Genomic DNA, 24,449 nt, shown 5'->3' on the forward strand with positions numbered 1-24,449 from the left:
CGGCGGACGGGCGGGTGGGGTCCTGTCAGGTGCAGACCTTGCCGGCGGGCGGGAGCTGGCCTTGTGTCAGGTAGCGGTCCACGGCGGTGTCGACGCAGGTGCTGCCGCGCTGGTAGGCGCCGTGCCCGTCGGCGTCGTAGGTGAGCAGGCGGCTGGAGGAGAGCTGGCTGGCGAGCGCCTTGGCCCAGTGGTATGGGGTGTCAGGATCGCGAGTCGTGCCGACGATCATGATCGGAGCGGCACCTGGCGCCGTGACGGCCTGCGCGGGCTGGGTCGCCGGGACGGGCCAGTGGGTGCACTGCCCGAGACCGGCCACGTCAAACGCGCCGAACAGGGGCGAGGTGCGCAGGAACTGCGGCAGCGCCGCCTCGGCCTCCGCGGAGGTGAACCGCGAGTCGAAGGGAGAGCTTAGGCAGCCGATGGCGTAGAACGCGTCGACGGCATTGCTGAAGGGGATCTCTGAGGCGCCGATGAGTTGCTGCAGCGCAGTGGTGTCCCCGGCCGGCACTCCCTGGAGCGCGGCGCGCAGCAGCTCCCAATTGGCGGAGCGCAGCGCGTTCCTGACCGCGCTGAGGAGGTCGGACCCCGTGATGGCGATGTCCTTGCCCTGCCGGAGGGGGATGCGGTCCAGGGAGTGCAGAAGCGTGACCAGTCTGCGGCTGATCTCCGTGACGGAGTGCCCCAGAGGGCAATCGGTGCGGGCGGCGCAGTCGGTGGCGAAGGACTCCCAGGCCACCTGATAGCCGGCCGTGGTCTGCAGGAGGTTCTGGTACCCGTCGAGGGTGGGGTCGACGACACCGTCCAGCACCATCCGTCCCACCCGGGTCGGGAAGAGATCGGCGTAGGTCGCGCCCAGGTAGGTGCCGTACGAGACGCCGACGTAGTGCAACGAGTCATCGCCCATGAGCGCTCGAAGCACGTCCATGTCCCGGGCCGCATCCAGGGTGCCGACATGGGGAAGCAGCTGCCCGGCGTTCCGTGCGCACGCGTTGGCGCGCTGCTCGAACGAGGGGGGCGTGAGAGCGTTGATCTTGCAGTTCACGGGGGTGCTGTACTGCACGCCGCGTGGGTCCATGGCGACCAGGTCGTACGAGGCTCGCACGGACGGGGAGAAGAGGTCGGCGCCGCCCCGCGCCAAGGAATCGATCGCGGATATTCCGGGGCCGCCGGGATTGACGAACAGCGAGCCGATCCGTGCGCCGTCGCCGGTGGCTTTCTTCCGTGAGGCCGCCAGGAGAAGGTCGCCCGCATCCGGATGGGCGTAGTCCAACGGCACCGTCACTTCGGTGCACTGGAACGAAGGGTCCGGGCAGGGCACCCACTGGAGCTTCTGCTGGTAGTAGCGCTGTAGTTCCGGCGGGATGGCCGCGTCGGCCGCGGTGTCGTCGGCCCCGGCCGGCCGCGTCGCGGCGGGGGCGGCTCCGGGCCAGGCGGCGTACGGAGCGGTCAGCAGCAGCCCGGAGGCACCCAGCAGCGCCATCCTGCGCCGTAGCCTCCGCCTGCGTATTCGGTCACCGTTGGGTGTGCGGTCAGCGTCTCGTACGGCGGTCATCGCCAAGCCTCCCTCGTGCGCCCATGCGATCCGGGCCCGCCGGATGGGGCTTCACGACGGTCCCGAGCGGGCTCGCCAGCCACTTACATCCGTTCTGTGATCAGAACATCACAAACTGTGTTCAACGGGTGACTCGAGTAGGCCGAACGCGTGAACCGCGTCGAGTGCATGCGTCGGAAGCCTGATTACGGGAAGGGAAGCTGGATCGCGCCGGCACCGGCTCCGACATGAGGCGGGGCCACCCGAAGCTGTTCGGGTGGCCCCGCTTGGGGAGTATTCGCTGCCGGAAGCCGAGTAGTGATCACCGAAGTACCGCTCGGAGCTGTCAGCCTTCCGCCGGCGCGACGCCGATCGGGCAGGACATGCCCGTCCCGCCGATGCCGCAGTAACCCGCCGGATTCTTGTCCAGGTACTGCTGGTGATACGCCTCCGCCGGATAGAACGGGCGGTCCTTCGCCGGGAGGATCTCCGTGGTGATCGTGCCGTGGCCCGAGGCCGTCAGGACCCTCTGGTAGGCGTCGCGGGACGCCTGGGCCGTGGTGGCCTGCTCGGGGGTGTGGGTGTAGATCGCCGAGCGGTACTGCGTGCCCACGTCGTTGCCCTGGCGGAAGCCCTGCGTGGGGTCGTGGGACTCCCAGAAGGTCTTCAGGAGCTTCTCGTACGAGATCTGCTTCGGGTCGTAGACCACGCGGACGACGGGTGTGATACTGGTGGGCTCGCCTATTCAACTATCGCGTGTTGGCCCGTCCGACTCTGGAACTGCTACTGACCGTGACGTCTGGCAGGGGTGGGGTTGATGTCAGAGGGATCCGGTTGGATGAGCGCGTGACTGTCTATGACGTAGCCCGACAGCTTCCCGCCATCGGTGACCTGCGGGACCTGTGCCGCTCGCTTGCGATGCTCGACGCGATCCTGAGCCCGGACTGGGAAAGCCGGTACTGCTCCTTCAACGCCACTTGGGCTGAAGGCGAGCAGATGGCCTCGATGCGCAACGGGTCAGGAGACGAGTACTCCATCGTGTTCTCGGAGGCCGGGGTCTATGTCCGCGGCTTCGGCCACGAAGTGTCCGCGACGACGGGTGCGGGCAGTTCCAGGAGCTGCTGGCGAATGCCCGCGCCGCGGGCAGCGGCGGCCGGGACCCCGACCTCGTTCAGCAGCGCGGACAGGTGATCCGGGCGGGACGGCTGACCCGCCCGGTGCCCCGGGAAGAGCCAGCAGGATGCCGGGTTGGTGGCGGTGTTCATGTTGTCGCGGTTCGCGATGTGCTCCAGCAGCAGGTCAGCGACCGGTGCGGGAACGGGTGAGGTGGGTTCCCCGAGTCGTAGCAGCACCGTGTCACCGTCGCGGATCACGTCGTCGACGATGAGCCGGACGATGCGGCTCACGGGCTGTGCGTAGAGGAGCACGATGACTCCGGCGACTCGGAGCCGCATCGGTGTCTTCGTGTCGGTCAGCAGTCGGCCGAGGGCGTCGAGGCGTTCGTCCTCGCTCAGTGCGGCTCGCCGGGAGACGTTCATCGCGGGGAGGGAGAGGGAGCGTGGGCAACGACGGCTCTGAATAGACCAGTTGAGGAAGGCTCGCAGGCAGGTGCGGCCGTGTTCGGTGTTCTCGGCATACCAGGCGTCGATATCGCTCTGGGAGCAGGACGCGAGAGTGCGGTCCCGCTCGCCGAGCCATTGCAGGAAGGCGGTCGCGTGCTTGATCTGTTCGGCGGCGAATCGTCGGACGCTGGGTGTGATGTGGCTTCGCTCGGCGCGGGCCCGCAGTCGGGGGAGGACATGCCAGGTCGCGAAGAGCCTGATCGTCTTGACGTGCTCGGGGTCGGTGATGCCGGTCAGATGTCCGGGAAGCCAGCGTTGGAAGGAACAGAGGTACTTGTCGACCGCGGGCAGGACTCCGCATGTCATCAGGAGTTCTTCCAGGTGAGCGGCGGCCCGCCAGGGCTGGAGCTCGTGGAAGGCGTCGTGGGTCAGCGGGATCTCGCCGAGGCCGAGCCGACGCAGCAACTGCGAGGCGTTTCCCGGCTGGCCGCGGCGCATCTCCAGCCAGGCCAGCCCGCTCCTGGGCTTTTCCATCGCCACCAGCAGGTCGAACAGCGGGACCAGCGCGGGACGGATGTGCCCGGTGCCGTCGTTTAGGAGCGCGGTGAGGCGGTCGGTGAGTGTGCAGCGTTCACACAGTCGTCCGCCCAGGAGCTTGCCCTCGAAGCCGCAGCGTGAGCAGTCGAAGGTCTGGGAGAAGCCGGCGCAGGTGGTGCAGATCGGGGCCCCGTCACCGGGGCGGAGCCCGGGAAGGGCGCGGTCCTGGCCGCATCCCGGGCAGGTGCCCCGTGTCCGGACGGCGCGGTCCGAGCAGGTGCGGCAGACGTATCCGTCCGGCCAGCTGCCGGCCTTGTGCCGGCGGCGTTCGCAGCGGCAGCACTCGGCCATGTACCAGCGTTCGTGCTGTTCGTCGGTGGCGTAGGTGCGGGTCATGCGTCGGGCAGGATGCGGGCGGCGCGGGGCCGCAGTTTCGCGACGTTCGCGGGCGGGGCGGGCAGGTTGCCGGTGGCGGTCTTGCGGACTCCGGCGTTCTCGGCGGTGGTGGTCACCAGGTCGGCCGGGGTGCAGGACAGGATGTCGCAGAGCGCGGCCATGATCTGCAACGACAGGCGTTCCGGGGTGCCGGAGACCAGGCGGTGGACCTGGGAGGCGGACAGGTCGATGCCGCGCTCGCGCAGCAGCGGCACCAGTTCGGTGGCCGTGAAGATCTGGTGCTGGGCCATGACCTCGCGCAGCCGCCACGTGTAGCCGACCTTGCGTTTCATGCCTGCCTCCCGGTCTGGGTCTGGAGGGCCGCGGCGATGGTGGAGTCCAGATGCCGCCGCAGGGTGCGGGTGCGGAAGTCCGAGGACACGCAGGTGTAGAGCGAGGTGGTGCTGGCGTGCTCGTGGCCGACTTGTTCCTGGACGAAGCGCGGGTCCCAGCCGTCCTCAATGAGGTGGGTGACGTAGGACCTGCGGAAGGAGTGGAAGTCGAGTCCGTCGTCCAGGCCCAGGGCCTTGCGGTAGGCGATGAAGCGCGAGTTGAGCCGCTGGCAGCCGATCCGCAGGCCCCGTTCGGAGGGCCAGGCTGCCGGGTTGTTGTCGGTGCCGAACAGCGGGCGGACCTCGGTGAACCACTCGGCCAGGACGTCCGGGGTCCAGTCGAACACGGTCAGCACCCCGCGGCGCTTGGGCGGCGAGCCCTTCTTGGCCTTGCCGAACCGCACCTGGCACCGGCCGTACTCGCCCCCATGCGGGTTGCGACCGAAGTCGGCGGCGTCCAGCATCCGCGTCTCATTGCGCCGCAGCCCGTAGGCGTACGCGGTCTTGAACAGCGTCGCGGAACGCGGGCAGCCAGCCCTTGCGGCCGAAGGCCCGGATGCGGGTGACCTCGTCGTCACAGTGCGCGAAGAAGGCGTGCAGCTCGGCCTTGGTGAACGCGCGCTTCTTCGCGTCCGCCTCGTTGTCCTGGACGTGCACCGCGGTGTTCCACTCGTGCACCACCTGCACCGGGTGAGTGCCGAACCGCTCTTCGCAGGTCGCCGTCCACTCGTAGAGCGGGTCGGTGACGAAGTGGCAGAACGCGCGGACGGCCTCGGAGTACGAGCGGGTGGTCAAGTGCTTCAGGTCCCGCAGTGAGCGCAGGTTACCGAGCCACTCGTCGACCATCGCCGGCGGTCAGTGCCAGGGATAGGTGTTCACGTAGGTGGCGAACGCCTTCACCGTGTTCTCCCGGCCCTCCACGGTCGTGCGGGCAAGATTCCGGGCCAGCTGCTGGTTGGCGAAGCCGGTCAGCATCGCCGTGAAGACCTGTTCCTCCGGCCGCAGCAGCGCGACCCCGTCAACCAGATGCAGTCTCGCCGTTCCCGGCACCGACCCGCTGAACCCGCCCATTTCGCCACCCTCCGTTACTCGCATTCGGTGCGAGGAAACCGCATCCGATGCGAGTCGGCTGACGATCCGCAGACCAGCCAGCCATACGAGTGACACGGCTGGCCATCACGTGCCGCGATCCGCTACCGTCGCATGCCGCTTCAGGGCCTCAAACCCCCTGGTCACGCGGGGAAATCCGGCATCCTGCGATGTTGAATCGCAGACCGTCGCGAGTTCGCATCCGATGCAATTGGCGGTGGTTGGAGTATCGGAACGGAGATTAGCGGTAGGCGTCAGGTGATGGGTCCCGGCAGAGACCCTGTGCCGCTTCCGACGCCTGATCGTCAGCTGGGGCGCCTGGCCATGACGACGAGACCCGGCCCGCTGTACTCCTCTGGGGGGAGCCGGAGTTCGGCGACCGGGTGCAGGCCGGCCTGCTCGATCAGGTCCACGAGTTGTTCTGGCCGCCATTTGTGTGTCGTCCAACGAACGGGTACGCCCCCGTATGCCTCGGTGCGCACCACGTCCTCGTCGCCTACGTGTGTCGCGGTGATGAAGTGCCCACCCGGCTTCAACGCGCGCGCGAACAGGGCGAGAACCTGGGGAAGGACGTCACGGGGGAGGTTGAACAGTGACCACCACCCGAGCACGCCGCCAAGGGACGCTTCACCAAGGTCGAGGTCAGTGGCAGAGGCGACACTGAAGCGGCATTGCGGATGAAGACGGCGCGCGTTCTCGATCATGCGAGGAGAGAGATCCACCCCGGACACGTCGAGTCCGCGTTCAGCAAGGTAGGCGGTCACCGTTCCGGGCCCGCAGCCGACGTCGAGGACAGGCCCCAGCTCGCCCACGGTGTCGGCGAAGGCGTCGATCGACGCTTTGTGCCATGGATGGCGACGGATGTCGCCGACCCCCGTCGTCACCACCATGTGGGCGTAGTTGTCGGCCACGCAGTCATAGGAATCACGAACCACGTCGAGATCGGCCGGGCGGTCAACACGGTGTGCGCGCATCAGCCAACGATAGGACGGTGTAGCGGACTTGGGACTGGTAAAGCGGTTAACGCCAAGCCGTTGATCACGGCCCGGCTGTACTCGTGAGGGCGTTGACGCGGTTCTCGTACTCGCGGCGGGCCTTGCGCTGTGCCGGGACCACCGGGACGCCCTGGCCGCGCCGTACGGTCACGCCGTGGTCGAGGCCGGCCCGCTCGGCGGGCTCCAGCTCGGCCGTGCGGAGGAAGTCGGCGACCTTGCCCGGCATGTCGAGGGTGACGTGCAGCTCCGGGGCCGGGGCGTCTTCGCGGCCGGCGGTGGTGTGCTCGGGCATGAGGTCGGCGACGGCCGTGCGGATGGCGCCGCGGCTGACGCCGTGTTCGCGGGCCAGGGTGGCGATGGACCGGCCGTCCAGGTACGCCGTGCGGACGGCGTCAGTCTTCCCGGCCGCGATGGCCGGGCGGTGGCCGCCCTTGCTGCCCTTGGCCTCGGAGGCCCGGAATGTCCGGGTTCATTGGATGGATACGCCGCCTGTCGGCAAACGTTCGTTTGACGACAGGAAGCCTGCGGCTCGATCCGGCCACCGCAGTCCACTCGGGTTGACGGAGCGCTGTCCCGGCCGGGCCGGTGGTGGGACACTGCGGCCCGTGTCTGGGTTCGCGAAGGTGGGCCTTGCCCTCGCCGCGGTCCACGCGGCCCGGTCCGGCGCGATCCGCCGCCTTCAACTCGACGACCTCGACATCGGCAACCGGAAACTGACGGTCGACGGCCGAGTCCGTCCTCTGGACGAGCCGACGCTGCAAGTCGACCGCGAGTGGCTGGACTTCCGGCGCCGCCGCTGGCCCGACACCGCCAACCCGCACCTGCTGATCAACAAGATCACCGCCCTGGGAACCGGCTCCATCAGCCAGGCCTCCCTCACTGCACCGCTTCGGGGCCAGGCCGCCACCCTGGAACAGCTCCACGTCGACCGGCAGCTCGAAGAAGCCTCGTCCATGGCTCCGATCCGCTCCACCTCGCCGAGGTCTTCGGCCTGGACGAGAAGACCGCGATCCGCTACGCGAACTCCGCACGGGCGCTGCTGGAGCAGTCCGTCGAACAAACCTGTGAGAACTGACCGTGGCCTTCTGCCATTCTGCCTGTCATGTCCGCACGAAATCGAAGACTGCCCCGGCACCGCGCGTGGCCACTGACCACCACCGACATCAACGAGTGTCTCGGCCCTTACATGAGCCGCGTCACGGACCTGCAGTTCCTCACGGGACATGACAGCGGGACCATCGTCCTGGGAGCAGAATGGATCGCTCCGATCACCCGCAACTACGGCCGCAGCATGCACCCGGACATGGTCGGCTTCCGCATAGACGTCCACCCGGTCGATGCCACCGAACGTGCTGCCACCCGCGCTGTTCTACGGGCGCATGCCCTCCCGCAACTCCACGAATGGATCACGCAGGCGATCGCTGCCGACGAGACCTGGCAATTGACTCCTCACCAGCACTACTGGCGGCTCACCGACGGCCACCTCACGCACCGCGACGAAGCGTGAACCGAGCCCGGACAACAACGCACACCCCTACATCAGCGAGGCCACACGCGCGGGTTCACAACGAACCCAAGAGGCCGCAACCGGGAACCAGGACACCCACCCCTCGGGTCCCCGCCGAGAAACCTTCAGTTCCTTGAACTCACGGGACTCCTGAGGGATCGGCGAGGTAAGCCCAAAAGGGCCATGGGATGATCTTGAGGACCTGAGGACACAGCCCGTCACCCATTCGGCTCAGCTTCGTTAGTGTGATGTCAGGCTGTCGTCTGGGGTCGGGGCGGGATTGTGACCTCGATCGAGCGGACCGCGTATCCGCGGTTCAAGCGGCTGACGGCAACGCGTCACGTCACCGGCCCGCCCGCGTGCTCGAAGGCCCCGCTCGCCACCCGGTAGCACAACGGGAATGCCGGTTTCGCCTGATATGTCAACGAGCGACACGCCGCGGCTGCGGGTGAGCGGGTGTCGGAAAAGTCCCCCGGACAGCGTATCGGGGCGTCAAGTCCACTACAGGAAAAGTCACCTGATTATCCGTCAGCACGCCACGACACGGCACACGGGCACCCCGTGTGACCCGATTGGAGTCAATCTACGGACTTCCTCTTATGTCTCGATATGACAGGTATGGGAATCGGTCAGTACGTTCATCACGAGTCGGCAGGCCAGCCGATATCCCGAGACAGGAGAAACGCGTGATGATCACACGTCCCAACGTCGTTACCGCGGCCATCGCGGCTGCCGCGGCCCTGGCCGCCACCGGTATCACCTACGCCTCGGCGTCCGCCTACGAGCCGGCCCAGGCCGCCCCCGTAGTCCAGCAGGCAGCCGCCCCCGCCTCGGCCCCCATGGGCGGCGAGTCCGGCAAGGAGAACGAAGGCAAGGAGAACGAAGGAAGGGGCAACGAAGGAAGGGGCAACGAAGGCCGAGGCTTCGAAGAGCGAGGCAACGAAGGCCGAGGCAACGAAGGCCGAGGCAATGAAGGCCGAGGCTTCGAAGACCGAGACTTCGAAGGCCGGATCCACATCAACGAGCGTTCCTACTCGGACGACCCGGGCGGCTGCGTCACCGTCGTGAGCGGCCTGGGCTCCCGAAGCCTCAACATCCGCAACGACAGCTGGCGGACCGTCGAGGTCTTCCGCGGAGCCACCTGCGACAATGGCGCCCCCATCGCCACCGTCGGACCGCACAGCTCCAGCGACGGCGTGGTCCCCTGCCCCGTCGAGGGCGGCGTCTTCGTCAAGAACGGAGTGGTAGGCAGCTTCCGGGTCATCCACCACTTCGGCAAACACGGCGGGAACGACGGATTCGGCGGACGCTGAACGAACCGCCACCCCAGCACAACATAAAGACCCCGGCCCGCTGGAATCGGGCCGGGGTCCCCTTGCAGCATCCCACCCCGAACGCCACACTTTCCCATACCCACCCGGGCACCCCATCATAAATCCGGACAACGAATCCCTGCCAGCCCAGCCCAGCCGCGCCGGCGCACTCAGGGCGATTTAAAAGTCGGAGCGATCATGTAGGTTTGCAGGTCACGGCGGTGTGACGATGTCGGGTGGATACGCGACCGTACGCAACGAAGCTCCGTTGTGGAGGTGACCTTCCCAAGTCCCCTTCGCGCCACGGAGCTTCGACGTGCCGTCAGTCTTCCACCATCTGCCTGGCCAAGTCGCCTACTCCTCAGCACCACGCGACCGGTCCGCTGGCCGAGCGGCCGCTGACGCCGGCCGATCCGCGGCGCCGACGCGGGAAGCGTCACCCGTTCGTGGCAGTACTGCTGATCGCGTGCTCCGCTGTCGCCACCGGAGCGAAGACGTTCACGGCGATCGGTGGGTGGGCGACGGAGGCCCCGAGGGCACTGTCACGTTGGCTGACGACGTGGGATGATCTTGGAGTTGATCGGGCAGGCGAGGAGATCGTCCGTGGAGAGTGTGCAGCCGTCGTACAAGGGTCACCGGTACCCGGTGGAGATCATCTCGCCCTGTGTGTGGCTGTGCTTCCGGTTCCCGCTCAGCTTCCGCGAGATCGAGGAGCCGATGCTGGAGCGCGGCGTGCTCGTCTCCCACGAGACCATCCGGTGGTGGTGCCCGAAGTTCGGGCAGGCTTACACCAACGCGCTGCGCCGCCGACGCCCCCGCCCGGGGGACACATGGCACCTGGACGAGGTCTTCGTGAAGATCAACGGTGAGCGGACGTACCTGTGGCGGGCGGTGGACGCCGATGGCAACGTGCTGGACATACTCGCGCAGAACCGCCGTGACAAGGCCCGCGGTGAGTCCCCTCACCGGCGTGCTCGGCGCGCACTTCCAGTGTGCCGCCCGGGCGGATCAGTACGCCGCCCGGGCGGATCAGTACGCTGCCCGGTCGCTCACCTGACGTAGGCAAGCCGACTCACCCATTGGGACAGCGTGAGCGAGGTGGCCAGGGTCCCTCGGGCCGCACTGTGCCGGCGGCGTCGGTGCCGCGAGTCATGGCGGCACCCGGCCGCCCCGGGCAGGTACGACGGCTGCTGCCGGCCGGGGTCGTAGGCCAGGGCCTTGCGAAGAGAGGACAGGTGTGCGGCCACGGCCGTGAGGCAGTGATGCTCGTCCCGGCAGTCGGGGCAGGTCACCAGGTGGGCGCGGACCGCGCTCGCCTCGCCGGGGTCCAGGACGTTGAGTGCGTGTCCTTCGAGCAGGTCGCCGATGGTGCGGCAATCCTGGGAGGGAGTGAACATGGCGGGTCCCTTCGTGCAGGGGTGAGAATCGCGCCGTCAACGGGGCCGGTGTACGGCTGGTGCACCGGTACACGGCTTCGTTTCATGACCCCACCATCGCCCGGGGACGGCCCCTTGCGCGTCGTCCCCGTGCAGCAATTCCCGGCTACCACGGCCGCGGTATCCGGCGGGCCGGCCTACGACAGGGCCCAAACGCGCTCCGCGGCCACGCCGGCATTCACCCGGTCACCGAGGGACGAGTCGCCGTCGTCGTCGGGCTGACCACACCGCACTGGTAGGCGATGACCACCAGCTGGGCCCGGTCGCGGGCGGCCAGCTTGGTCATGGCCCGGTTGACGTGGGTCTTGGCCGTCAGTGGGCTGACGAACAGACGCTCGGCGATCTCGTCGTTCGACAGTCCCAGCGCGACAAGCCCCAGGACATCGCGTTCCCGTCGCGTCAGGCATTCCAGCCGCTCGTGCACGGCTGCCGTGCACGGTTCCGGCTGCGCCAAGAACCGCCTGATCAGCCCTCGGGTCGCCGAGGGGGACAGCAGCGCGTCCCCCGCGGCGACCGTGCGGACGGCGTCGAGCAGCTCCTCGGGCCGGGCGCCCTTGCCGAGAAAGCCGCTCGCACCTGCCCGCAGGGCCTCCGCGACGTACTCGTCGTCCTCGAAGGTGGTCAGGATCAGGACCTTCACCGCCGAGAGGTCCTCGGCCTCGCCGATCAGCCGCGTGGCGACGAGGCCGTCCATCTCCGGCATGCGGATGTCCATCAGGATCACATCCGGTTGCCGCGTCCTCGCCAGCTCCACCGCCTCGCGGCCGTTGGACGCCTCGCCCACGGTCTCCATGTCGTCGGCGGAATCGAACAGCATCCTGAAGGTGCCCCGCAGCAGGGCCTGGTCATCGGCGAGCAGTACGCGGATCGTCATGCCCATCTCTCCTCGGTGTCCCGCCCGATCGGTGCCACGATTGCCGCGCCCGGCCGCAGCGGCAGTTCGGCGGTCACGGTGAAGCCCCCGTCGGGGCGCGCCGCGGCCTCCAGCTTTCCCCCGACGCTGGCCGCACGCTCGCGCATCCCGATCAGCCCGTGGCCGGTCCCGGGGTGGGGCTTGTGCGGTCGGGCGCGCCCGTCGTCCTCGACCGTGATCGTCAGCCATTGGGGCCGGTAGTGCAGGTAGAGGCGGGCGTGATCGGCCCCGGCGTGCTTGCGCACATTCGTCAGGGCCTCCTGCACGATGCGGTACGCGGCCAGGTCCACCGCCGGCGCCAGCGGCTCGGCCATGCCGTTCCGCATGTGCCTGACGGACAGGCCGACACGCTCGAAGGACGCCAGAAGCTCCGGTACCTGTGCCAGGCCCGGCATCGGATCCCGCGGCGCTTCCGGATCATCGGACTGCCGCAGGAGGCCCACGGTCACCCGGAGTTCCTCCAGCGCGGACCGGCTGGTGTCCCGGATGCCCTCCAGAGCGGTGACCAACTGCTCCGGCCGCCGCTCCACCAGGTGAACGGCAACACCGGCCTGCGCGTTGATCAAGGCGATGTGGTGCGCGACCACATCGTGCAACTCGCGCGCGATCCGGATCCGCTCGGCCGCCACCCGCTGCCGCGCCTCCTGCTCACGGGTCCGCTCCGCGTACTCCGCCCGTTCCTCCACCGCCGCCACATACGCGCGGCGCGAGCGCACCCCGTCCCCCACCGCGGCGGGCAGGGCCGTCCAGGCCAGCGTCGCCACGTTGTCCCCGAGCCATGAGCCGGAGCCGAACACCACGGCCGCCCCGACCAGCAGGGCGGCCGAGGCCGACGCCGCCATCCAGGTGGTCCGCCGGTCGGTCCGGACGGCCACGGTATAGACGGACACGATGACCGGACTTGTCACCAGCGGACTCTCCCGAACCCCGAGCACCTGGAAGAGCACCCCGCAGGCGAGGGCGGTGACCAGGACGCCGAACGGGTGGCGATGACGCCACAGCAACGCGAAACAGCAGACCGCCGCCAGCACCACGGCAGGCGGGCGGACCGAAATCCGGTGCTCGTGCGGGATGATGGAGGCGGCCACGACCGACAGCACGAACAGCACAACCGGCCCCAGCACGTCCAGCGTGCCGACCGGGGCGCCCACTCCCCGCCGCCAACCGTTGATCACTGCCATGCCACCACCGTAGGGCCGGCACCCGAGTGCCGCTGGCTTGCCATCGCCGGTCACCACTGCGGAGGCGTCCGATCGGCCCCAGACGACGACAGCCCGTGCAGGTCTGAGGCAGGCCGCTGCGCGGCGGAGGATGGTCGAGTGCCGATGTCCGGGGCCGAGGCTCAATCCCGAAGCCCCGGAGCCTGAGCGGGCTCTCCGAAGACGCCGCGATACAGATCCAGGCCGAAGCTGGTGGACAGCGGCTCGCCCACCTCCAGTCGGAAGGTGCGGGCCCGTCCGCCTGCCGCCGGGCCCGCAGGAACACCGCGCCTTCTGTCGGTGGCTTCTTGTGGAGGCTGTGGACGAGGTCGAAATCTCGTCGACGAGGCTGCGGGGAGCGGCTGCGGGGGCGTGCGTGAGGAGGGCTGCGATGAGCGGGCTGACGCGTTCGACGGTGCTCTGGCCTTTCGAGAGGGCTGCCAGGAGGACTTTCCACAGGCGCGCGGGGTCGGGGCAGGCGGCAGCGATGAGGACGGCGTGTTCTTCGGTCCGTTCACGTCCCGCGATGGCGTCGTCGAGGTAGTCGGAGATGGCCTGGGCGGCCTGCGGGCTCGAGGAGATGAGTGTGAGGAGTGGCGGCAGTGCGGTGGTTCCTGCTGTACCCAGCGCGGTGACGAGGACGTCTGTTGACGCTTGGGCTGTTCGGCTGGCGAGGGCGGGGCAGCGGCCGTCCTCAGCCACGAGCAGAATTGCCTGGCCGTTCGGGCCGATCGCGGACCAGAGGTCCGCGGCGCGCTGCCACGGCCTGGTTTCGCCTGTGTCCAGGAGGTGCTGGACGAGCAGGTCGGGCAGCCCGTTGCTCTGAGCCAGGTCCGGATGACGCGCTGCGGCCAGGGCCAGTGAGCGCTCGTGGTCGGGGACGCTGCTCCAGTGCTGGGTAATCCATCCCCCACTGGATTCCGTAGACCTTTGTATTGACGGGGACATGCCTCAAGGGTTCAATCATGCCTTGAGATAAGCCGGTCGGTTGGTTGGCATGGCACAACCCGCAGTTCTCACCCCGTACCTCACCATGTCCTCGCGGGGCGGCCCCCGACGCTGTCGCCCCTGACAGTCCTGTCCCGCCCCGCGTTCAACCCCTGAAGGTCCGGAACGCCCTGAGGTTCTGGAGGTCCTGAAGGTGAGGACACCCCCACCGAGAGGTCACGCCCATGACTCCCCTGCGCAGACGCGTCCCGCTCCGCGGCACACCCCCCTCCCGCCGGCTCCCCGCGATGCTGGCCGCCGTCCTCACCCTCGCCCTCGGCCTGACACTCGCTCCCGGCGCGACGCAGCAGGCAGTGGCCGCGGGTGAGCGCGTCGACGTATGGCTCACCACGACGTCCGACGCGGGCGGCCGCAACGTCACCCGCGGACTGGCCCCACAGACACCGGCGAACTTCGGCCCCGCAGGAGGCGGCGCCGACCAGACGATCACCGTCGACGAGACGACGACGTACCAGCGGTTCGAGGGTGGCGGCGCCTCCCTCACCGACACCACCGCCCACCTGCTGCGCGGCGGTGCCGTCAGCGCCGCGACCCGCGACGCCGTGATGCGCAAACTGTTCTCACCGACGGACGGCATCGGGCTGTCCTTCGTCCGCAACCCGATCGGCGCCTCCGACCTGTCCCGGCCGGGCCATGTCTCGCTCGACGACACCTGCTGCGACCTGTCCGACTTCGGCACCAACGGCTACGACACGAACGTCCGGCTCCTCACCGCACAGGCCCGGCAGCTCAACCCGGCACTGCGGGTCAAGGGCGTGCCCTGGAGCGCGCCCGGCTGGATGAAGGACAACGGCCGCATGGACCAGATGGGCTGGCTCAAGTGGGAGTACTACCCCCTGTACGCCCAGTACCTGGTCAAGTACGTCCAGAGCTACCGGGCCGCCGGCGTGGACATCGACTACCTGTCCGTCCAGAACGAACCGAACTGCTGCCAGGCCGGCAACCCCACGGCCATGAACTACCCCGGCATGAGCTGGAACCCCTCCGGGCTGGTCGAGTTCACCAAGAACCACCTCTACCCGGCCTTCCGCGCCGCCGGGATCGACACCAAGGTCCTCGTCCACGACTGGAACTACGGCGACTACGCGGGCTTCGGCGCTCCCATCCTGGCGGACGCCGGGGTGCGCAACGACCCGCTCTTCGGCGGCATCGCCTGGCACGGCTACGCCGGTGATCCCGCGGTGGGCAGCCAGGTGCACGGCCAGTACCCGAACGTCCGTCAGTTCAGCACCGAGCACTCCGGCGGCACCTGGATCGGCAACCAGCACAACGAGGACCTGGCCGACATCGTGGGCTACGCCCGCAACTGGAGCAGCAGCCTGGTCAAATGGAGCCTCGCGCTCAACCAGGACATGGGGCCGCACAACGGCGGCTGCGGTACCTGCACCGGACTGATCACCGTGCAGGAGGGCGGCCCCCGGGCAGGGCAGGTCGACTACACGGTCGAGTACTACACCACCGGTCACCTGACCAAGTTCGTCAGGCCCGGCGCCCACCGGATCGCCTCCACCGCCGGCACCACGGTGTCCAACGTGGCCTGGCGCAACCCCGACGGCTCCAAGGCCCTGATCGCCCACAACGGAGGCACCTCCGCCCGTTCGGTCCGCGTCGACTGGGGCGGTCAGTCCTTCACCTACAGCCTCCCCGCCCGCACCACCGCCACCTTCACCTGGTCCGGCACCCCGTCGGGCAACCCGGGCGGCAGCACTGGCACCCTCACCGGGCTCGCGGGCAAGTGCCTGGACGTCGCCGGCGGAGCCACGGCCGACGGCACCGCGGTGCAGCTCCACACTTGCAACGGCACGGCGGCCCAGCGCTGGACCGTGAGCGCCGACGGCAGCGTGCGGGCGCTCGGCAAGTGTCTGGACGTGACCGGCGCCTCGACGGCCGACGGCGCCCGGGTGCAGCTCTACGGCTGCAACGGCAGCACGGCGCAGCAATGGTCGTACAACGCCACGACCCACGACGTGGTCAACACCGGCGCGGACAAGTGCCTCGACATCACCGGCAACAACTCCGCGGACGGCACCCCCGCCCAGAGCTGGACCTGCACAGGCGCCGCCAACCAGAAATGGACCCTGAACACCGTCTGACCCACCCGGCCGGGCCCACCCGGGCCCGGCACCCCAGTGGACGGCCGGTTTACCGGGCACAGGCATGTGATCATGTCCGCATGGCAGCAGGTCGGGTCATCTTCCTCAACGGCACGTCCAGTTCGGGAAAGTCGAGCATCGCCCGCGAACTGCTCGGCGTCCTGGACGACGGTGTCTTCTTCCACCTGGCGGTGGACAGCTTCAACGCGATGCGCACGAAACGGCCCCTCGCACAGGAGGACCTCGACACCGCTCTGCGCCGGACGAGGATGGGCTTTCACCGCTCGATCGCAGCCATGGCCGACGTGGGCAACGATGTCGTCGTCGACCATGTTCTCAGCGAGCCCTGGCGGCTGGTCGACTGCCTGGCCGTGCTGCGCCCCAAGGACGTGCTGTTCGTCGGCGTCCACTGCTCACCCGACGAACTGACCCGCCGCGAGAAGGCCCGTGGCGACCGTCCGCCGGGCCTCGCGGCGCTCCAGTACGACCTGGTCCACCAGCACGGCGACTACGACCTGGAATGCGACACCGGCACGGCGAGCCCGCGCGAGTGCGCCGAACTGATCAAGGAATTCCTCCCGCGCTGGCCGACGACCACCGCCTTCACCCGCCTTCGCGCCCGGTATCTGGCGGACGTCCACGAACCACCGACGCCGGAGCACCTGTCACGCGCAGGTCGGAACACCTGTGAGGCAACGGCGCACCAGGGCGGCGATCCGATGATCTGAAAGATGCGGGCTCAGGACGACTCGCGCACCACCAGCTCCGTCGGCAGCGTCAACTGCTGGCGGGGCGCGCCGTGCCGGGTGATGTCGGTGAGGATCCGGGCCATCGTGCGGCCCAGTTCCTCCACCGGCTGACGCACCGTCGTCAGGGGCGGGTTCGTGTGGCGGGCGAGGACGGAGTCCTCGAACCCCACGACGGCGACATCACCCGGCACCTGCCGCTTCTGGCGGCGCAGTTCGGCCAGTGCGCCGACCGCCATCAGGTCGGAGGCGGCGAACACGGCGTCCAGGTCCGGGGCACGTTCAAGAAGCGAACGCATCGCGCGGGCGCCGCCCTCCTCGGTGAAGTCGCCCGTCTCGGCCAGGAGTTCACTCGCGGGCACTCCTGCCTCCCGGTGGGCGTCACGCCAGCCGGCGAGCCGGCTGCGACCGACGTCCATGTCCAGCGGTCCGGTGATCGTGGCGATCCTGGTCCTGCCCCCGCGCAACAGGTGCCGGATCGCCTCGGCGGCGCCACCGGCGTTGTCGGAGGTGACGTAGCTCAGCCGCTCGCCCGCGTCGCGGCGGCCGGCCAGCACGGTGGGCAGCCCCATCTCCTCCAGGATGCCCGGCAGCCGGTCGTCGGCGTGGACCGAGACCAGAAGGACGCCGTCCACGCGGCGCGTCGCCACCGATTCGGTCAGCTGGTCCCGCTCGGCCTGGTCGCGCACCAGCATGAGCTGCAGCTGGGTCCGGCTCTCGGCGAGGGCGCCGCTGACGCCCCGGATCAGCGCGGCGAAGAACGGTTCCGAACCGAGCCGGCTCTCCGATTCCGGGATCACCAGCGCCACGGCATTGGTCCGGTTGGTGACCAGGCCGCGAGCGACCGAGTTGGGCACGTAGTTCAGTTCCTTGATCGCCGCCAGGACCCTGGAACGCGCATCGGCACTGACCAGATCCGAGCCGTTGACGACGCGGGACACCGTGGTCCGGCCCACGCCGGCACGGGCTGCGACGGTTTTGATCGTGGGACGGCGATTCCCGGCCATGTGCTCCCCCTCGGCGGCCGCGGCCACACCGGCCGCGGAGGTGACCAGCGGCAATTCTTGCAGACGGCGGCTCGAAGGGGGCGTGCCAGGGCCCGGCATCCCGGCGCCGAACCCCCGCCCCGGAGCACGAGTTGTGTTCAAGTCATTGACAGACCGGTTGTACCCCCAGGAGTCTTCGATTCGTTGATGGGAACGTGCCCACCCCGAATTGGGCACGTTCCCACTCCATTGCCAGAGCCGCTGTGGTCATCGCAGAACGCGTCACTCCGGTGCGTCAGCGCCGTCGCTAGGAGGAGATCCATGGGCAGTCCCGGTTCGATGCGTGCGAGGACGGTGGCGGCGGCCGCGGTCGTCGGCGCGCTGACGCTCGTCGTCGGCTGCAGCAGCAGTGATGATTCGGTCACTGGCGGCGGCAAGAAGGACGGCAAGGTCGTCATCACCATGGGCTTGTACGGGGTGATGGGCATCAAGGAGACAGGGCTTCTCGAGCAGTACGAGAAGGAGAACCCGAACGTCGACATCAAGGCCGAGATCGCCGGCGACGAGCAGACGTACTACACCGCGCTGCAGACCAGGCTCGCGGCCGGCAAGGGCCTGAAGGACATCCAGGGCATCGAGATCGGGCGGGCCAAGGAGATCACCGAGACCCAGTCGGACAAGTTCGCGGACTTCTCCGATGTGCCCGGCACCGACCACTTCCTGCCGTGGAAGGAATCCCAGATCAGCACCGAGGACGGCAAGGTGCTGGGCCTGGGCACCGACATCGGCCCGATGGCCGTCTGTTACCGCAAGGACTACTTCGAGCAGGCCGGTCTGCCCACCGACCGCGAGGAGGTCGCCAAGTTGTGGGAGGGCGACTGGCGGAAGTACGTCGAGGTCGGCCGCACCTTCAAGAAGGGCTTCAAGGGTGACGACGTGGCCTACATGGACACGGCCAGCGGCCTGTTCAACGCCATGGTCTACGGCTACCCCGAGCAGTACTACAACGAGCAGGGCGAGCTGATCTACGACAAGAACCCGGCCGTCAAGGAAGCCTGGAGCCTCGCCGCCGACGCCGCCGAGGACGATCTGAGCGCCAAACTCCGCCAGTTCCAGCCGGGTTGGGACCCGGGCCTGGCCAACGGCACGTTCGCCACCGCCGTGTGCCCCGCGTGGATGCTCAGCCACATCAGCGAGAAGGCCGGTGAGGCGAACAAGGGCAAGTGGGACGTCGCCAAGGCCCCCAAGGGTGCCAACTGGGGTGGGTCCTTCCTCGGCGTGGTCGAGCAGAGCCCGGTGAAGGAGGAGGCCAAGAAGCTCGTCGCCTGGCTGACCGCGCCGGAGCAGCAGGCCCACATCTTCAGCGAGATCGGCAACATTCCGTCCTCGGGAGAGGCGCTGGAGAACGACGAGGTGAAGAACGCCAAGTCGGAGTACTTCAGCGACGCGCCGATCGGCGAGATCTTCGGTGCCGCCGCCCAGGAGATCCCCGACAAGCAGGTCCTGGGCCGCAAGGACGGCACGATCAAGGACACCTTCTCCCAGGGCCTGACCCTGATCGAGCAGCAGGGCACCTCGCGTGACGAGGCGTGGAAGACCACCGCGGAGCGCATCGAGAAGGCCGTCGGCTGACCCGTCGCCCCCTGCGGCCGTCCGGGCCCGCCCGCATCCTGCCGGCGGGCCCGGGGCCGGCTCACACATCCGCTCCCAGGAAGGAGAAGTCGGGTGGCCACCTCCACCACCAAGGCCCTGGCCGGCGGGGAGCCCTCGGGCCCGCCGCCGAAGAAGGACGGCGAGGGCACCGCCCGGCGGCGCGGCGCGCTGCTGCACCGGCTCGACGTCAGAGGCGCCCCGTACGCGTTCGTCGCACCGTTCTTCGTCGTCTTCGCCGCCTTCAGTTTCTACCCCCTCGTCTACACGTCGTGGATCTCGCTGCACCGGGTGGAACTGGCCACCCTCGACGTCATGGAGTGGGTGGCGTTCGACAACTACGTCGCGCTCTGGAACGACTCACGGTTCTGGAACGCGCTGGCGAACACCCTCACCATCGGCGTCATCTCCACGGTGCCGCAGCTGCTGATGGCGCTCGGGCTGGCGCACCTGCTCAACTACCGGATGCGCGCCTCGCTGTTCTTCCGCGTCGCCTCGCTGGTCCCCTACGCCACCTCGGTCGCCGCCGCCGCCCTCGTGTTCACCATGATCTTCGAGCGCGACTTCGGCATGATCAACTGGGCGCTCGGCACGGTCGGCATCGACCCGGTGAACTGGGAGGCCGACAAGTGGCCGGCCCAGGCGGCGATCTCCAGCATCGTCATCTGGCGCTGGACCGGCTACAACGCGCTGCTCTACCTGGCCGCCATGCAGGCGATCCCCGCCGAACGGTACGAGGCCGCCGCCATCGACGGCGCCTCCCGGTGGAAGCAGTTCACCCACGTCACCGTCCCCGGCATCCGCTCCACCATCGTCTTCACCATCGTGCTCTCCACGATCGGCGCCACCCAGTTGTTCGGCGAACCGCTGATCTTCGGCCAGGGGCCCAACGGCGTCACCGGCGGCGCGGACAACCAGTACCAGACGCTGGGCCTGCTGCTGTACGAGGAGGGCTGGAAGAACTACCAGATGGGCCGCTCGGCCACCGTCGCGTGGGCGATGTTCCTGCTGCTCGCCCTCGTCTTCGTGGCACAGCTCCTGATCAAGCGCCTGCGTTCCCGTACGTCCTGACCTGGAGTCGCCATGACCACCCACAGTCTCCCGGCCCGGACGGACACCCCGGCCAGGACCCCCGCCGAGAAGCCGGGCCGCGGCCGCGGACGCGGACGCCGGCTGATGCGCCCGCGCGCCGGCCGCCAGCACCACGCGGGCCCGCTCGCCTACGTCCTGCTCGCCGTCATGGCGGTGCTGTCCATCTTCCCGCTGTACTGGACGATGGTGGCGGCCTCCACCGACAACACCCGGGTCAGCCAGACGCCGCCGCCGTTCCTGCCCGGCCCGAACCTGTTCAGCAACCTCGCCCGCGCCTGGGACGAGGCGGCCATGGGCAAGGCCATGATCAACAGCCTGATCGTGGCCGGAGTGATCGCCCTGTCCACGGTGATGTTCGCGACCCTGGCGGGCTTCGCCTTCGCCAAGCTGCGGTTCAAGGGGCGCAACGCCCTGCTCATGCTGGTGATCGGCACCATGCTGGTGCCGCCGCAGCTCGGCGTCGTACCGCTGTTCATGCTGATGTCGGAACTGGGCTGGTCGCAGCAGCTGCCCGCGGTCATCTTCCCCACCCTGGTGAGCGCGGTCGGTGTCTTCTTCATGCGGCAGTACCTGTCGGAGGCGCTGCCGGACGAACTCGTCGAGGCCGGACGCGTGGACGGGGCGCACTCGCTGCGGATCTTCTGGAGCATCGTGCTGCCCGTCGCGCGTCCCGCGATGGCGGTCCTGTTCATGATCACGTTCGTGCACGCGTGGAACGACTTCTTCTGGCCGTTCGTGGTGCTCGACATGACCAACCCGACCGTCCCCGTGGCCCTCACCCAGCTCAGCGCGGGCTATGTCCGCGACCAGTCGCTGATCATGGCCGGCGCGCTGCTCGGCACCCTGCCGCTGCTGTTGATGTTCATCGTCTTCGGCCGTCAGATCGTCAGCGGCATCATGGCGGGCGCCGTCAAGGGCTGACCCGCCGCGCCCGGCCGGGCCACCACGCCTTCCGACCCGGCCTCGCGCGCCCGCGCACCACCTCCGCCCCCGAAAGGACTTACGTGGTCACCGCAGCACAGCAGACCGCGTCCGCCCCGGACGCCGCCCGTACCTTCCCCAAGGGCTTCCTCTGGGGCTCCGCGACCGCCTCCTACCAGATCGAGGGGGCCGCAGCCGAGGACGGCCGCACACCGTCCATCTGGGACACCTACGCCCGCACCCCCGGCCGGGTCCGCAACGGCGACACCGGCGACACCGCCACCGACCACTACCACCGCCGGGGCGAGGACGTCGCCCTCATGGCCGAACTCGGCCTGGGCGCCTACCGCTTCTCCCTCGCCTGGCCCCGCATCCAGCCCACCGGCCGGGGCCCCGCCGTCCAGAAGGGCCTGGACTTCTACCGCCGCCTCGTCGACGACCTGCTGGACAAGGGCATCCAGCCCGTCGCCACCCTCTACCACTGGGACCTGCCGCAGGAAGTGGAGGACGCCGGAGGCTGGCCCGAGCGCGCCACGGCCGAGCGGTTCGCCGAATACGCGGCCCTCGCCGCGGACGCCCTGGGCGACCGGGTGAAGACCTGGACCACCCTGAACGAGCCCTGGTGCAGCGCCTTCCTCGGCTACGGCTCCGGTGTGCACGCCCCCGGCCGGACCGACCCGGTCGCCGCCCTGCGCGCCGCCCACCACCTCAACCTGGCCCACGGCCTGGCGGTCCAGGCGCTGCGCGACCGCATCCCGGCCGACGCCGAATGCTCGGTCACCCTCAACATCCACCAGGTCCGCTCCCTCACCGCCGACGACGCCGGCACCGACGCCGTCCGCCGGATCGACGCGCTCGCCAACCGGGTCTTCACCGGCCCGATGCTGCAGGGCGCCTACCCGGAGGACCTGTTCAAGGACACCGCCGAACTGACCGACTGGTCCTTCGTGCGCGACGGCGACCTGCGGCAGATCCACCAGCCGCTGGACTTCCTCGGCGTGAACTACTACACCCCCACCGTCGTCTCCGCGACCGACGGCAGCGGCATCCACACCTCCGACGGCCACGGAAAGAGTGCCCACAGCCCCTGGCCGGGCGCCGACAAGGTCGCCTTCCACCAGCCGCCCGGCGACACCACCGCCATGGGCTGGGCCGTCGACCCCACCGGTCTGTACGACCTGCTGCGCCGCCTGGCCGCCGACTTCCCGCGACTGCCGCTGTACATCACCGAGAACGGTGCCGCGTTCGACGACTACGCCGACCCCTCCGGCCAGGTCAACGACCCGGACCGGATCGCGTATCTGCGCGGCCACCTGGCCGCCGTCCACCAGGCCATCGCGGACGGCGCCGACGTGCGCGGCTACTTCCTGTGGTCGCTGCTCGACAACTTCGAGTGGGCGCACGGCTACAGCAAGCGCTTCGGCGCCGTCTACGTGGACTACCCGACCGGCACCCGCATCCCGAAGGCCAGCGCCCGCTGGTACGCCGAGGTGGTCCGCAGCGGCGTCCTCCCCGGAGCCTGACCGGGAGCCGGCCCGGTGCGGCACCCTCGCGGGAGCCGCACCGGGGCGGGGGAGGGCCGTTCGCGCGGTGCCATAGGGTCGTTTCCGTGGCCCGGTTCAAGGACTTCAACTTCAAGCTCGTCGTCATTTTCACCGCTGGCCGGGCCGGTGACGCACCAGCCTTCGGATCGTCCACCGCACCCCCAAAAGCAGAGGTTCCGCGCCGCTCCCACGCCGGTGGACGGTGGAAGGCCCCCTCGGCCGGCTGATGTTCCACCGCCGCCTTGCCCGCTCATACGAGATCCTCCACCCTCGCCATACCGGGGCGGAGCGAGAGGAAGGAACGATGAACGACGGGCACGACTACCTGTTGCACTTTGTCCAGAAGGTGCGGCTTTTCGCGGGCTTGCCGGAGGCCGCACAGCACCGGGTCGCGTTCGCGGCGGTGACATGTCAGTACCGGCACGACGAGCGCATTTACGGCCCCGGGGACCGCACCGGGTTGTTCATCGTGCACCGCGGGCTGGTGAAGGTCTACCGGCTCACCGAGTCCGGGAATGAACAGCTGATCCGGCTGATGTCACCGGGAGACTTCCTCGGCGAGACCGCGCTTCTTGCGGACACGACAACCGATCACTTCGCGGTCGCGCTCCAACCGAGTGAGCTCTGCGTGATTGACCGGGCGCGGTTCACTGGGCTGCTGGGGCAGCATCCGTCAGTGGCGGTGCAGATGCTGCAGACCGTGTCGGGCCGACTGGGAACGGCCGAGGAGATGGTGTCCGCGCTCAGCGGGAAGCCGGTCGGGCAGCGGCTGGCCCAGCAGTTGCTGCTCCTGGCGGACGAGGCTGGTGGCGGGGTCTTCTGGTTGCCCACCACGAAGAAGGAGCTGGCCTCCTACCTCGGCACCACCGCGGAGACGCTGAGCCGCCGACTCGGCGCGCTGCAGAAGGCCGGGGTCATCCGGCTCGGGCCGCGTCGGCAGGTCGAGATCCTCGATCCGGAAGCGTTGGGACGGGTCGCCTCGGCTTGAGGAGGACAGTGCCCCGCAGGACGCCGATCGGCAGGTAGGGCTGTCGCCAGCTGCGGCTGTCACTCGACCGGGCCGCACTCCACAGGTAGTTGCCCGGGGCGAGGTCCCTGGGCAACTGGGCATGCCTGATGGCCTCTGGGAATGCGTGAGCGGCTGGCCGGGCCCGGCCTCAGCTACGTCGACTGGCCAGCCCAGGAGCAGCCCCCATGACCGATGAGAACCCGGCCGTCACCCACGGCTGGCTCGACTGGTGCCGCGATCCCGCCAAGCCCGTCTTCAGCCTTCCCGAGGGAGCGGTGGACGCGCACTGCCACGTCTTCGGACCCGCCGACGCCTTCCCGTACGCGCCCGAGCGCAAGTACACGCCGGTCGACGCGTCCAAGCACGACCTGTTCGCGCTCCGTGACCACCTCGGCATCTCCCGCAACGTCATCGTGCAGGCCACCTGACACGGCGCCGACAACAGCGCCTTGGTGGACGTCCTGACGGCCGCCGGCGGCCGCGCTCGCGGTGTGGCCACCGTACGCCCCGACGTCACCGACGAGGAGCTGCGGCGGCCGACGGGACCGGGC

At 69.1% G+C, this 24,449-nt stretch carries 22 protein-coding genes and 4 pseudogenes; 13 read left to right on the forward strand and 13 right to left on the reverse strand.

The features are described from left to right. Positions 1-25 precede the first annotated feature (25 nt). From ACFPZI_RS33415 to ACFPZI_RS33455, 9 genes and pseudogenes are all read right to left on the reverse strand, one after another. Positions 26-1,552: an alpha/beta hydrolase gene (locus ACFPZI_RS33415; RefSeq protein WP_381370927.1), complete on the reverse strand. Its 1,527-nt coding sequence runs from the start codon at positions 1,550-1,552 to the stop codon at positions 26-28. Positions 1,553-1,877: 325 nt separating this feature from the next. After that, positions 1,878-2,264: pseudogene (gene msrA, locus ACFPZI_RS33420) on the reverse strand (peptide-methionine (S)-S-oxide reductase MsrA); the annotation flags it as partial. Between the two features lie 325 nt (positions 2,265-2,589). Continuing rightward, positions 2,590-4,026 carry a hypothetical protein gene (locus ACFPZI_RS33425; RefSeq protein WP_381370928.1) on the reverse strand — a complete coding sequence of 479 codons (1,437 nt, stop codon included), beginning with the start codon at positions 4,024-4,026 and terminating at the stop codon, positions 2,590-2,592. Then, positions 4,023-4,358: a helix-turn-helix domain-containing protein gene (locus ACFPZI_RS33430; RefSeq protein WP_381370929.1), complete on the reverse strand. Its 336-nt coding sequence runs from the start codon at positions 4,356-4,358 to the stop codon at positions 4,023-4,025. The genes ACFPZI_RS33425 and ACFPZI_RS33430 overlap by 4 nt, the downstream gene beginning before the upstream one ends. Beyond that, positions 4,355-4,861 carry a tyrosine-type recombinase/integrase gene (locus tag ACFPZI_RS33435; RefSeq protein ID WP_381370930.1) on the reverse strand — a complete coding sequence of 169 codons (507 nt, stop codon included), beginning with the start codon at positions 4,859-4,861 and terminating at the stop codon, positions 4,355-4,357. Before ACFPZI_RS33435 ends, ACFPZI_RS33430 begins: the two co-directional genes overlap by 4 nt. A gap of 7 nt (positions 4,862-4,868) precedes the next feature. Beyond that, positions 4,869-5,243 (reverse strand): hypothetical protein, encoded by a 375-nt coding sequence (locus ACFPZI_RS33440; RefSeq protein WP_381370931.1) that lies wholly within the window; start codon positions 5,241-5,243, stop codon positions 4,869-4,871. Positions 5,244-5,252: 9 nt separating this feature from the next. After that, complete coding sequence (locus ACFPZI_RS33445; protein WP_381370932.1) at positions 5,253-5,468, reverse strand: hypothetical protein; 216 nt, start codon at positions 5,466-5,468, stop codon at positions 5,253-5,255. A 323-nt stretch (positions 5,469-5,791) separates the two neighbouring features. After that, positions 5,792-6,460 carry a class I SAM-dependent methyltransferase gene (locus ACFPZI_RS33450; RefSeq protein WP_381370933.1) on the reverse strand — a complete coding sequence of 223 codons (669 nt, stop codon included), beginning with the start codon at positions 6,458-6,460 and terminating at the stop codon, positions 5,792-5,794. Positions 6,461-6,524: 64 nt separating this feature from the next. After that, complete coding sequence (locus tag ACFPZI_RS33455) at positions 6,525-6,773, reverse strand: hypothetical protein (protein ID WP_381370934.1); 249 nt, start codon at positions 6,771-6,773, stop codon at positions 6,525-6,527. A gap of 313 nt (positions 6,774-7,086) precedes the next feature. Between ACFPZI_RS33455 and ACFPZI_RS33460 the strand changes: the two genes are divergently transcribed. From ACFPZI_RS33460 to ACFPZI_RS33480, 5 genes and pseudogenes are all read left to right on the forward strand, one after another. Continuing rightward, the gene (locus ACFPZI_RS33460; RefSeq protein ID WP_381370935.1) at positions 7,087-7,632 is read left to right on the forward strand and encodes a hypothetical protein; all 546 of its coding nucleotides are present in this window, start codon (positions 7,087-7,089) and stop codon (positions 7,630-7,632) included. A 35-nt stretch (positions 7,633-7,667) separates the two neighbouring features. Further along, positions 7,668-7,988: a hypothetical protein gene (locus ACFPZI_RS33465; protein ID WP_381370936.1), complete on the forward strand. Its 321-nt coding sequence runs from the start codon at positions 7,668-7,670 to the stop codon at positions 7,986-7,988. A 689-nt stretch (positions 7,989-8,677) separates the two neighbouring features. Further along, positions 8,678-9,301: a hypothetical protein gene (locus tag ACFPZI_RS33470; RefSeq protein ID WP_381370937.1), complete on the forward strand. Its 624-nt coding sequence runs from the start codon at positions 8,678-8,680 to the stop codon at positions 9,299-9,301. Positions 9,302-9,747: 446 nt separating this feature from the next. Beyond that, positions 9,748-9,801 (forward strand): annotated as a pseudogene (locus ACFPZI_RS33475) (hypothetical protein); the annotation flags it as partial. 103 nt (positions 9,802-9,904) lie between these two features. Continuing rightward, positions 9,905-10,243, forward strand: a pseudogene (locus ACFPZI_RS33480) (IS6 family transposase); the annotation flags it as partial. 107 nt (positions 10,244-10,350) lie between these two features. Here ACFPZI_RS33480 and ACFPZI_RS33485 read toward each other — a convergent pair. The 3 genes from ACFPZI_RS33485 to ACFPZI_RS33495 form a co-directional block, all read right to left on the reverse strand. Then, positions 10,351-10,698: an anti-sigma factor family protein gene (locus ACFPZI_RS33485; protein ID WP_381370938.1), complete on the reverse strand. Its 348-nt coding sequence runs from the start codon at positions 10,696-10,698 to the stop codon at positions 10,351-10,353. Positions 10,699-10,915: 217 nt separating this feature from the next. Continuing rightward, positions 10,916-11,611: a response regulator transcription factor gene (locus ACFPZI_RS33490; protein ID WP_381370939.1), complete on the reverse strand. Its 696-nt coding sequence runs from the start codon at positions 11,609-11,611 to the stop codon at positions 10,916-10,918. Beyond that, on the reverse strand, positions 11,608-12,831 hold the full coding sequence (locus ACFPZI_RS33495) for a sensor histidine kinase (protein WP_381370940.1): 1,224 nt from the start codon (positions 12,829-12,831) through the stop codon (positions 11,608-11,610). Before ACFPZI_RS33495 ends, ACFPZI_RS33490 begins: the two co-directional genes overlap by 4 nt. Before the next feature lie 1,190 nt (positions 12,832-14,021). Here ACFPZI_RS33495 and ACFPZI_RS33500 point away from each other — a divergent pair. After that, positions 14,022-15,950, forward strand: coding sequence for an RICIN domain-containing protein (locus tag ACFPZI_RS33500; protein WP_381370941.1), 1,929 nt, complete (start codon positions 14,022-14,024; stop codon positions 15,948-15,950). 80 nt (positions 15,951-16,030) lie between these two features. Continuing rightward, on the forward strand, positions 16,031-16,678 hold the full coding sequence (locus ACFPZI_RS33505; RefSeq protein WP_381370942.1) for a chloramphenicol phosphotransferase CPT family protein: 648 nt from the start codon (positions 16,031-16,033) through the stop codon (positions 16,676-16,678). An 11-nt stretch (positions 16,679-16,689) separates the two neighbouring features. Here the strand turns inward: ACFPZI_RS33505 and ACFPZI_RS33510 are convergent, their stop codons facing one another. Then, positions 16,690-17,703, reverse strand: coding sequence for a LacI family DNA-binding transcriptional regulator (locus ACFPZI_RS33510; protein ID WP_381370943.1), 1,014 nt, complete (start codon positions 17,701-17,703; stop codon positions 16,690-16,692). A 300-nt stretch (positions 17,704-18,003) separates the two neighbouring features. Here ACFPZI_RS33510 and ACFPZI_RS33515 point away from each other — a divergent pair, with 300 nt between their 5' ends. The 6 genes and pseudogenes from ACFPZI_RS33515 to ACFPZI_RS33540 form a co-directional block, all read left to right on the forward strand. Beyond that, positions 18,004-19,314: an ABC transporter substrate-binding protein gene (locus tag ACFPZI_RS33515; RefSeq protein ID WP_381370944.1), complete on the forward strand. Its 1,311-nt coding sequence runs from the start codon at positions 18,004-18,006 to the stop codon at positions 19,312-19,314. A gap of 93 nt (positions 19,315-19,407) precedes the next feature. Further along, entirely contained in the window at positions 19,408-20,403 is a 996-nt protein-coding gene (locus tag ACFPZI_RS33520; RefSeq protein WP_381370945.1) for a carbohydrate ABC transporter permease, read from the forward strand. Between the two features lie 12 nt (positions 20,404-20,415). Beyond that, entirely contained in the window at positions 20,416-21,345 is a 930-nt protein-coding gene (locus tag ACFPZI_RS33525; RefSeq protein ID WP_381370946.1) for a carbohydrate ABC transporter permease, read from the forward strand. 83 nt (positions 21,346-21,428) lie between these two features. Then, positions 21,429-22,868, forward strand: a complete 1,440-nt coding sequence (locus ACFPZI_RS33530) for a GH1 family beta-glucosidase (protein WP_381370947.1) — start codon at positions 21,429-21,431, stop codon at positions 22,866-22,868. Between the two features lie 325 nt (positions 22,869-23,193). Beyond that, positions 23,194-23,877, forward strand: a complete 684-nt coding sequence (locus ACFPZI_RS33535) for a Crp/Fnr family transcriptional regulator (protein ID WP_381370948.1) — start codon at positions 23,194-23,196, stop codon at positions 23,875-23,877. Positions 23,878-24,083: 206 nt separating this feature from the next. Next, a pseudogene (locus ACFPZI_RS33540) lies at positions 24,084-24,434 on the forward strand (amidohydrolase family protein); the annotation flags it as partial. Positions 24,435-24,449 lie beyond the last annotated feature (15 nt).

The organism is Streptomyces chlorus (assembly GCF_042655885.1).
In the GTDB taxonomy this organism is placed as follows: Bacteria; Actinomycetota; Actinomycetes; order Streptomycetales; family Streptomycetaceae; genus Streptomyces; species Streptomyces chlorus.